The 11562-nt window shown below is 72.8% G+C and carries 1 pseudogene; it reads left to right on the top strand.

The features are described from left to right. Positions 1 to 65: 65 nt before the first annotated feature. Positions 66 to 11543: pseudogene (locus tag ACWDY5_RS09195) on the top strand (SDR family NAD(P)-dependent oxidoreductase); the annotation flags it as partial. Between the last annotated feature and the right edge of the window lie 19 nt (positions 11544 to 11562).

The raw sequence follows: 11562 nt of genomic DNA, 5'->3' as shown, positions 1-11562 counted from the left end.
AACAGAAGCTGCGCGAGTACCTCAAGCGGGCCACCAGCGAGCTGAACGCGCTGCGCGAGGAGCGCGCCCGGTCGAGCGAACCGATCGCGGTGCTCGCGATGAGCTGCCGCTTCCCCGGCGGCATCAACTCCCCGGAGGACTTCTGGCGGCTGCTGGCGGCCGGGGAGGAGGCGATCGGCCCGCTGCCCGGCGACCGCGGCTGGGACCTGGACGGCCTGTACCACCCCGATCGGGACCACCCCGGCACGCTGTACGCGCGAGCAGGCGGGTTCCTCAGCGGCGCGGCCGAGTTCGACCCGGCCTTCTTCGGCATCGCCCCGCGCGAGGCGCTGGCCATGGACCCGCAGCAGCGGCTGCTGCTGGAGAACGCCTGGGAGGCGCTGGAACGCGCCCGGATCGTGCCGGAGTCCTTGCGCGGCAAGGATGTGGGCGTCTACATCGGCACCAACGGCCAGGACTACGCCGGACTCACCACCGCGGGCGGCGACTCCGAGGGCCACGCCCTCACCGGCGGCGCGGCCAGCGTGCTCGCGGGCCGGATCTCCTACGTGCTCGGCCTGGAAGGCCCCTCGGTCACCCTGGACACCGCGTGCTCCTCCTCGTTGGTGGCGCTGCACAACGCGGTCCGCGCGCTGCGGGCAGGCGAGTGCTCGCTGGCGCTGGCCGGTGGTGCGACGGTGATGGCCGGTCCGCAGCTGCTGATCGAGTTCTCCCGCCAGGGCGGGCTGTCGCCGGATGGCCGCTGCCGCGCGTTCAGCGAGGACGCCGACGGCACCGGCTTTTCCGAGGGCAGCGGCCTGGTGCTGCTGCAACCACTGTCCGACGCGCTGGCCCAGGGCCGCCCGGTGCTGGCGGTCATCCGCGGCTCGGCGGTCAACTCCGACGGCGCGTCCAACGGCCTGAGCGCGCCCAACGGCAGCTCGCAGCAGCGGGTCATCCGCGCCGCGCTGGCCGACGCCGGGGTGGACGCCGCCGAGGTGGACCTGCTGGAGGCGCACGGCACCGGCACCCGGCTCGGCGACCCGATCGAGGCGCACGCGCTGCTGGCCACCTACGGCAAGGCGCACGCGGGCGGCGCACCGGCGTTGCTGGGCGGGGTGAAGTCCAACATCGGGCACACCCAGGCCGCGGCTGGGGTCGCCGGGTTCATCAAGGTCGTGGAGAGCCTGCGGCGGGGTGAGGTGCCGCGGACGTTGCACGCGGAGACGGCGAGCAGCCGGGTGGACTGGTCGACCGGCGGGATCAGCCTGGCCACCGAGCACCGGGAGCTGGTGGCGGGGGACCGGCCTTGCCGGGCCGGGATCTCGGCGTTCGGGATCAGCGGGACCAACGCGCACATGATCCTGGAACAGGCCCCGGCAGCGGAACCCGCATCCGCCGCGGACACGCCCTCGGCCGCCGCACCAGCCGCGCTCGCCGCAACCGGCACGCCCGAAGGCGCGCCGCTCGTGCCCGTGGTGCTCTCCGGCCACACCGAGGCCGCCCTCCGTGCCCAGGCCACCGCGCTCGCCGAAACCGCCGCCACCGCCCGCCCCGTCGACCTCGCCTGGTCCCTGGCCACCACCCGCGCCCACCACCAGCGTCGCGCCGCCGTCATCAGCGCCGACACCGAACAGCTGCTCGCCGGACTCCGCGCCATCGCCACCGGCGAACCCCTTCCCGGCGTGGTCACCGGCGCGGTGCTGCCCGGCAAGACCGCCTTCGTCTTCCCCGGCCAGGGCGCTCAGCGCGCCGCCATGGGCGCTGAGCTGTACCGCACCTTCCCGGCCTTCGCCCAGGCCTACGACGCGGTCTGCGCGCACCTGGACCCACTGCTGCCCCGGCCGCTGCGCGAGATCACCTTCGCCCCCACGGACACCCCGGAAGCCGCGCTGCTCAACCAGATCGGCTTCACCCAGCCCTCGCTGTTCGCCTTCCAGGTCGCGCTCTACCGGCTGGTCGAGTCCTGGGGCGTCACCCCGCACTACGTGCTCGGCTACTCCACCGGCGAGCTCGCCGCGGCACACGTCGCCGGGGTCTGGTCGCTTGAAGACGCCTGTGCGCTGGTGGCCGCGCGCGGCCAGCTGATGCAGTCGCTGCCGCCGGGCGGCGCGATGCTCGCGGTCCGCGCCGCCGAGCAGGACCTGTTGCCACTGCTGGAGAACCGCGAGCACGAGCTGGTGGCCGGACTGGTCAACGGGCCGAACTCGGTGATCCTCTCCGGCACCGTCGAGGCCATCGAGCAGGCCACCGAACAGCTTCTCGCCGAGGGCCGCGAGGTCAAACGGCTGGTCATGGACCACGCCTACCACTCGCCGCTGATGGAGCCGATGCTGCCCGAGTTCGCCGCGGTCGCCGCCAGGGCCACCGCGCGTGAACCGGAGATCGGCCTGGTGTCCAACGTGACCGGCGGCCTGATCAGCGCCGAGGTGCTCGATCCCGGCTACTGGGTCAGCCACGTCCGCTCCACCGTGCGCTTCGCCCAGGGCGTCAGCACGCTGCTGGAGGCCGGGGTCACCCGTTTCCTGGAACTCGGCCCGGACGGCTCCGGCGCGGCCATGGTCGGCGACTGCGTTGCCGATGCCCGCCAGCGGGTCGCGGTGGTCGCCGCGCAGCGCCGGGACCGGCCAGAGGCCGAGGCCGTGCTCACCGGCCTCGCCGAGGCGCACGCGCACGGCGTGGAGGTCGACTGGGCCGCGGTGTTCGCCGGACACGAGCCGCGCGTGCTCGACTTGCCGACGTATCCGTTCCAGCGCAGCAGGTTCTGGGTCACGCCGAAGGCCACCGCGGCCGGTGGCGCGCTGGAGCTCACCGAGGTCGACCACCCCTGGCTGATGGTGGAACCGGCGCTCGCGGGCGGCGCGGGCCACGTGCTCGCGGGCAGGCTCTCCGTCGCCGACCACCCGTGGCTGGCCGACCACGTGGTGCACGGGCACATCGTGATGGCCGGGACCGGGTTGATGGAGCTGGCCATCGCCGCCGCCCAGCGACTCGGGCTCAGCCAGGTCGCCGGACTGGTGATGATCTCCCCGCTGGTGCTGCCGGAGAACTCGGCGGTGCGCGTCCAGGTCTCGCTCACCCCGCCGGTGGACGGGCGTCCGCTGGTGGCCATCCACAGCAAACCCGTTGGCGGCGAAGGGGACTGGACCCTGCACGCCACCGGCGAGCTCGGCGAGGTCCCGCAGCCGGACAGCGGTGCCGAGGGGTTCGCCGACCTGCGCGAGTGGCCGGTGCCGGGTGCGGAACCCGTTGACCTGACTGGACTCTACGACCGGTTCGCCGACCAGGGTGTGGACTACGGCCCCGACTTCATGACCACCACCGCGCTGTGGCGGCGCGACGGCGTCGGCTACGGCACGGTCCGGCTGCCCGACGACGTGGACGGCACGCCCTATGCGCTGCACCCCGCGCTGCTGGACGGCGCGCTGAACGTGATGCGGGCCTGCGCGGACGGCGGTCAGGACGCCGACCACGTGCAGATGCCCTTCGAGTGGTCCGGGGTCGAGCTGTACGCCACCGGGGCCAGCGAACTGCGGGTCCGGGTAGAGGCCGAGGCGGTCTCCGGCGGGCGGCGGCTGACCGTGTGGCTGGCCGACGGCACCGGGGCTCCGGTGGCCAGGGTGCAGCGGCTCGACCTGCGCACGGCCAAACCCGAGCAGTTCCAGGCCACCGGCCGCGTCCAGGACCTCTACCGCGTGGAGCTCCAGCGCGTCACCCTGCCCGCCAGCACGGCGACGCCGGCGAACCGGGTCGTGGTGGACGCCACCGCCCAGGACCTCCCGGTCACCCAGGCCACCGCCGAAGCGCTGATCGAGATCCAGCGGATCATCACCGAACAGCCCGAGGCCGAACTGGTCTGGCTGGGCAGCGGCCTGACCGGCGCGGCCGTGCGCGGCCTGCTGCGCACCGCCCGCACCGAGCACCCGGACCGCGTGCTGCGCTGGATCGGCGCCGACGGCCCGGTGCCGGAGGCCGCGCTGGCGCTGGACGAGCCCGAACTGGTGATCAACGCCGACGGCGTGTTCGCACCCCGCCTGGCCAAGGTCACCGAGGACGCCACCGGCGAGCTCACCCTCGACGGCACCGTGCTGATCACCGGCGGCACCGGCCAGCTCGGCGCCGCGGTGGCCGAACACCTGGTGCGCCAGCACAATGCGCGCAAGCTCGTGCTCACCTCCCGCCGCGGTGAGGACGCCCCCGGCGCGGCGGAGCTCCGCGAGAAGCTGGGCGTGGACACCCGGATCGTGGCCTGCGACATCACCGATCGCGCCGCACTGGCCGACCTGCTCGCCGAGATCCCCGACCTCACCGCGGTGGTGCACCTGGCCGGGGTGCTCGACGACGGCCTGCTGCTGGACCAGGACGCCGGCCGCCTGGCCGAGGTCTTCGCGCCCAAGGTCGCCGCCCTGCACCTGGACGAGCTGACCCGCGACCGCGACCTGACCGCGTTCGTGCTGTTCTCCTCGGCCGCCGGCGTCCTCGGCACCGCGGGCCAAAGCACTTACGCCGCAGCGAACTCCGTGCTCGACGAGCTCGCCGCCCAGCGCCGCCAGGCCGGACTGCCCGCGACCAGCCTCGCCTGGGGCCTGTGGCAGCCCGAGTCTGACGGCATGACCAGCCACCTGGGCGCCGCGGAGCTGTCCCGCATGCGCAGGCAGGGCATTGTGGCCTTCCCCGTCGCCGACGGCCTGCGGTTGCTGGACACCGCGCTGCGGCTGGACGAACCGGCGCTGGTGCCCGTTCGCCTCGATCTGCGCGGACCGCGGCAGGAGGCCGAGCAGGGCGGCCACCTCGCCGCGGTCCTGCGCACCCTGGTCCGCCTGGCACCGCGCCAGGCCGCCGCCCGCGACACCGGCGAACCCGAGTCCCTGCGCGACCGGTTGCTGGCACTGCCAAGGGACCGTCAGCTCGCCGAGCTGACCACCATCGTGGTGCGTGAGGCGGCCGCGGTGCTCGGCATCACCGACCTGGCCGGACTGCCGGTGGACGAACCCCTGGTGTCCCGAGGGCTCGACTCGCTGATGGCGGTGGAGCTGCGCCGCAAGCTCACCGCGGCCACCGGGGCCGCCCTCAGCTCCACCCTGGCCTTCGACTACCCAACCCCGGAAGCCATCGCGGGCCGCCTGGCCACGGTGCTGGAACTGACCCCCCGCGAGACGGCGACCACCACCCCGCGCCCACAGGCCGCGGACCTGGACGACGACCCCATCGTCATCGTCGGCATGGCCTGCCGCTTCCCCGGTGGCGTGGCAGGCCCCGACGACCTGTGGAACCTGGTCGCCGAGGGCACCGAAACCGTCGCCGACTTCCCGACCGACCGCGGCTGGGACCTGGCCCGCCTGTTCGACCCGACCCCCGACCGCCTGGGCACCTCACACACCCGGGTCGGCAGTTTCCTCTACGACGCAGGCGATTTTGACGCCGCCTTCTTCGGCATGTCCCCGCGCGAGGCCATGGCCACCGACGCCCAGCACCGCCTGCTGCTGGAAAGTTCCTGGGAGGCCTTGGAACACGCCGGTATCGACCCCGGCACGCTGAAGGGCAGCGACACCGGGATCTTCGCCGGTGTCATGTACAGCGACTACGCCACCCTGCTCGGCGGCGGCGAGTTCGAGGGCTTCCAGTCCACCGGCAGCGCCCCCAGCGTCGCCTCCGGCCGGGTCGCCTACGCCCTGGGTCTGGAAGGCCCCGCCGTCACCGTCGACACGGCCTGTTCGTCCTCGCTGGTGGCCCTGCACCTGGGCACCCGCTCGCTGCGCTCCGGCGAGTGCGAGCTGGCCCTGGTCGGCGGCGTCACGGTGCTGTCCACCCCAAGCCTGTTCGTGGAGTTCTCCCGCCAGGCCGGCCTCGCCATTGACGGCCGCTGCAAGGCCTTCTCCGACTCCGCCGACGGCACCGGCTGGGGCGAGGGCGTCGGAGTCCTGGTGCTCGAACGCCTGTCGGATGCTCGCCGCCTGGGCCACCGGGTCCGGGCGGTCGTCCGGGGCACCGCGGTCAACCAGGACGGCGCGTCAAACGGCCTCACCGCCCCGAACGGCCCGTCCCAGCAACGGGTGATCCGCGCCGCGCTCGCTGATGCGGGTCTGTCCACTGTGGACGTTGATGTGGTTGAGGGACACGGCACTGGCACGACCTTGGGCGACCCGATCGAGGCTCAGGCGCTGGTGGACGTCTACGGGCAGTCCCGCTCGCAGCCGTTGCTGCTGGGCTCGATCAAGTCGAACATCGGCCACACCCAGGCCGCGGCCGGTGTCGCCGGGGTGATCAAGATGGTGCAGGCGCTGGAACACGGTGCTGCGCCCAAGACGCTGCACGTGACCGAGCCTTCGTCGCATGTGGACTGGTCGGCGGGGGCGGTGGAACTGCTGACCGACACGGTGCCGTGGCCGGAGGTTGATCGGCCGCGGCGGGCTGGGGTTTCGTCGTTCGGGGCCAGTGGGACGAACGCGCATGTGATCATTGAGCAGGCGCCGGCGGTGGAGGTCGCGGAGTCGGTGGTGGTGCCGGCGGTGGTGCCGCTGGTGTTGTCGGCGAAGTCGGTGGAGGCGGTGCGCGCACAGGCCGCTCGGCTGGCGGATACGCTCACCGGTTCGGCTTCTCCGGGGCTGGCCGATCTTTCCACCAGCGCGGTCGACGGCGGATCCGTCCGCCCGGCGAAGGCGGTCGATGCCGGGGCCGCGTCTCTGGCCGATGTGGTCGATGATGGGGCCGCCACTTCGGTCGGGGCAGTCAACGCGGGAGCCGCCCCTTCGACCAGCGCGGTCGACGCCGGGTTCACCCTGGCCACCGCCCGCGCCGCCCTCCCCGTCCGGTCCGTCCTCGTGGGCACCCCCGACGAGCTCCCCACCCTCCTCCGCACCCCGCTCGAACCCACCCCCATCCTCGCCGGTGGCCGCTCGCTCTTCGTCTTCCCCGGCCAGGGTTCCCAATGGGTCGGCATGGCCCGTCAGCTGCTGGATGAGTCCCCGGTCTTCGCCGCCCGCCTCGCCGAATGCGCCGAAGCCCTCGCCCCGCACGTTGAGTGGTCGATCACTCACGCTTTGGCGGATGAGGAACTGTTGGCCCGGGTCGATGTGGTGCAGCCGGTGACCTGGGCGGTCAACGTCTCGCTCGCGGCGCTCTGGCAGTCGCTGGGTGTTGTGCCGGAGGGAGTGGTCGGCCACTCACAGGGGGAGGTCGCCGCGGTGGTGGTGGCCGGTGGGTTGTCGTTGGCTGATGGGGCGTTGGTGGTTGCCCGGCGGTCGCAGTTGATCGCGCGGGTGTTGTCCGGGCGCGGTGGCATGGCCTCGATCGCGTTGCCGGTGGAGGAAGTGCTGCCGCGGCTGACTGAAGGCATCGGGATCGCGGCGGTTAATGGTCCGGCGGCCGTGGTGGTGTCGGGTGAGGAGCGGGCGCTGGCGGAGTTCGTGGCCGCGGGTGTGGCCGAGGAGCTGCGGGTCAAGCGGATCGCGGTGGACTACGCCTCGCACTCGCAGTTCGTCGAAGAACTGGAGGACGAGCTCGCGCAGGTGCTGGCCTCGGTTCAGCCCCGGTCGGGCGAGATCCCGTTCTTCTCCACGGTGACCGGGGAATGGCTGGACACCGCCGAGCTGGATGGTGGCTACTGGTATCGGAACCTGCGGCAGCAGGTGCACTTCCACTCCTCGATGCAGGCGCTCATCCAGTCCGGTCACAACCGGATCATCGAGGTCAGTCCGCATCCGGTGCTGGTGGCCGAGGTTGAGGCCACTTTGGACGGTGCCGGGGTCGAGGGTGTGGTGACCGGGTCGTTGCGCCGTAACGAGGGTGGTGCGCGGCGGTTCCTCGAATCCGTTGGATCGTGGTGGGTTCGCGGTGGTCAGGTGGACTGGTCGGCTTGGTTTGCCGGGTCCGGCGCGCGGGTTGTCGACCTGCCCACCTATCCGTTCCAGCACCAGCGTTTCTGGCCCGCGGCGCGCATCTCCGGCGACGCCTCCGCCTTCGGCCTCACCGCGACCCACCACCCGGTGCTGGGCGCGGCGGTGCCGCTGGGCGACGGGTCCGGGGTGGTGCTGACCGGGCGGTTGTCCGGGAACACCCAGCCCTGGCTGGCCGATCACCAGGTCAACGGCACCGCGATCCTGCCGGCGACCGCCTTTGTCGAGCTGGCCGTGCGGGCCGGTGACGAGGTGGACTGCGCGCGGATCGAGGAGCTGATCCTGGGCGCGCCGCTGGTGCTGGACCGTGAGGTGGAGATCCAGGTCAAGGTGGACGCCCCGGACGAGGACGGTCGCCGTTCGCTGGCCGTGCACGCCCGGCCAGGGGCCGACGCCGACTGGACCCGGCATGCCACGGGTGTGCTGGCTCCCGGTGCACCCGAACCGGCCGAGGGGCTGGGCGCGGTGTGGCCGCCGAGTGGTGCGGTGGAGATCGACCTGACCGCTTTCTACGACGAGGCCGCCGCGTCCGGGTACGAGTACGGGCCCGCGTTCCGTGGGCTCAGCCGGGCCTGGCACGTCGACGGTGAGGTGTTCGCCGAAGTCGCGTTGCCGGAACGGGTTTCGGTCACCGGTTTCGGGTTGCACCCGGCGTTGCTGGACGCGGCGCTGCAGACGGTGCTGTTGTCCCAGCAAGAAGTCGCGGCCGGTGCGCTGCCCTTCGCTTGGGAGCACGCGGATCTGCACGCCACCGGCGCGAGCGCGCTGCGGGCCCGGCTTCGTCACCTCGGCGCGGACGGCGAGGACACCCTGGTGGCCCTGACCGTCGCCGATGCCACCGGCGCGGTCGTGTTCACCACCCGGTCGCTGCGCCTGCGCGCCGCGGCCGAGGGCATCGCCCGGACCGAGCCGGTGTCTCTGTACACAGTGGACTGGACGCCGGTCAGCGGCACGGGCGCCGACCCGGCCGACCTGATCACCGTGACCGACCTGGCCGAGATCCCGGACAGCCCGGCCACCGTGGTGCTGCCGCTGACCACCGCTCCCGGTGATCCGGTGACCGCCGCGCACGACACTTCCGAACAGGTGCTCGCCCTGGTGCAGCGCTGGCTGAGCGGGAGTGCGTCGCGGCTGGTGCTGGTCACCACTGGCGCGCGGACCGGCCGGGACCTGGCCGCGGCCACCGCCTGGGGCCTGGTGCGCACCGCGCTCACCGAGAACCCCGGCCGCTTCGGGCTGCTCGACGTGGACCGTCCTGAGGACGTTTCCCTTGCCCTGCCGCACATCGCGGCGGGAAACGAGCCGCAGCTCGCGGTGGTCGACGGCCAGGTGTGCGCGCCGCGACTGGCCGCGGACCAGAGCAGGCTGCTCGCGCCGGTGCACCGCCGCGACTGGCGGATGGACGCGGTCGAACCCGGCTCGGTGGACGGACTCGGGTTCGTGTCCACCACGGCCGCCGCACAAACCCTTGCTCCGGGCCAGGTTCGGCTTGGTGTCACCGCGGCCGGCATGAACTTCCGGGATGTGCTCGGCACCCTCGGCTACGGCAAGGTGCTCGACCAGCTGGAGGTCTCGGCCGGTCTGATGGGCGCTGAGGCCGTCGGTGTGGTGCTGGAAATCGGTCCCGGGGTTGAAGATCTCGCTCCTGGTGACCGGGTTCTTGGTGTGGTGGACGGCGGGTTCGCGCCGGTGGTGGTGGTCGACCACCGGCATCTGGTGCGGATTCCGGCCGGGTGGAACGACATCGAGGCCGCCAGCGTGCCCGCCGCCTTCCTCACTGCCTACTACGGCCTGGTGGACATCGCCGCGCTCAAGCCCGGCGAGAAGGTGCTCATCCACGCCGGCACCGGCGGGGTCGGCATGGCCGCGATCCAGCTCGCCCGGCACCTCGGAGCCGAGGTCTACGCCACCGCGAGCGAGCCCAAGTGGGCCGTGCTGCGCGAGCTCGGCGTGCCTGAGGACCGCATCGCCTCCTCGCGCAGCCTGGACTTCGCCACGAAGTTCCCCAAGGTCGACGTGGTGCTCAACTCGCTGGCCAACGAGTTCGTGGACGCCTCGCTGGACCTGCTCAACCCGGGCGGGCGGTTCGCCGAGATGGGCGTCAACGACGTGCGCACGGCAGACCAGCTCGTCAAGTGGCCCGGCGTGATCTACCACGCCTTCCACGTGGACGAGGCCGGTCCGGAGCGCACCAAGGGCATGCTGACCGAGCTGGTCGAGCTCTTCGAGCGGCAGGTGCTCACCCCGCTGCCGACCCGGTCCTACGACCTGCGCCGCGCGGTGGAGGCCTTCCGGTTCATGAGCCAGGCCAAGCACACCGGCAAGCTGGTGCTGACCATCCCGCGCACCTGGGACACCGGCAAGGCGGTGCTGATCACCGGCGGCACCGGCGGACTCGGCCGCGAACTGGCCCGGCACCTGGCCGGTCAGGGCTTCAGCTGGCTGGTGCTGGCCAGCCGCAGCGGCGGGAACGCCGACGGGGCAACGGAACTCGCCGCGGAACTGGCCGAGTCGGGTTGCCGGGCGGAGATCCTCGCCTGCGACACCAGCGACCGGGACGCGGTGCGCGGCCTGGTCGCCGACCTCACCGCGCGCGGCGGGCTGACCGCGGTGGTGCACGCCGCCGGGGTGCTGGATGACGCCACAGTGGACAGTCTCACGCCAGGGCAGCTGCACCGGGTGCTGCGGCCGAAGATCGACGCGGCCTGGCACCTGCACGAGGCCACCCGCGAGCTGGACCTGGCCGGATTCGTGGTGTTCTCCTCGGCCACCGGCGTGCTCGGCACCGCGGGACAGGCCAACTACGCGGCCGCCAACGCCTGGCTGGACGCGCTGTGCCAGCGGCGGCGAGCCGAGGGCCTGGCCGGTGTGTCGCTGGCCTGGGGGGCGTGGGCGCAGGCCACCGGGATGACCGGGCACCTCAGTCAGGCCGACCACGACCGGTTGCGGCGCAAGGGAATCGTGCCGTTCTCGGTGGCGCAGGGGCTGGCCATGTTCGACGCGGCCGCGGCCACCGACCGCCCGCTCACCCTGCCACTGGTGCTGGACCGCAACGCGCTGGCCGCGGACCCGGACCTCTCGCCGGTGCTGCGGGAGCTGGGGCGCAAGGACCGCCGCACCGCGGCCGCCGCGACCCAGACCGCGGACGGACTGCTGGGCAGGCTGGCCACCATGGCCCCGGAGGCTCGGCGCGAGCTGCTCAGCTCGGTGCTCCGGGAACAGGTGGCCGCGGTGCTGGGCTTCGCGGGCCCGGAGGCGGTCGCGCCGGAGCGCACCTTCAAGGACCTGGGCTTCGACTCGCTGACCGCGGTCGAACTGCGCAACAAGCTGGGCGCCGCGCTCGGCAGGCGACTGCCAGCCACCCTGGTCTTCGACTACCCGACGATCACCGCGCTGGCCGGGCACCTGCTCGCCGAGTTCGACTTCGGCGACCCGGCGCCCACCGGCACCCCGCTGGAGTTGCTGGGACAGCTGGAATCGCTGCTGGCCGACCCGGCCGGGGCGCGGGAGGACCGGAGCGCGCTGCTCCGGCGACTGGAGGACCTCGCAGCCGGACTGCGGCGGGCCGACCAGCACGAGGGCGGACCGACCGACGACGACATCAACTCGGTGTCGGTGGAGGAACTGTTCGACCTCATCGACGAGAACTTCGCTGCACCGCAGGAATGACGAGCTCTGTAGCCGACGG

This window comes from Crossiella sp. NPDC003009, assembly GCF_053591555.1.
Note: the sequence above shows the minus strand (reverse complement) of the source record. Positions and strands in the feature narration are given on the sequence as shown.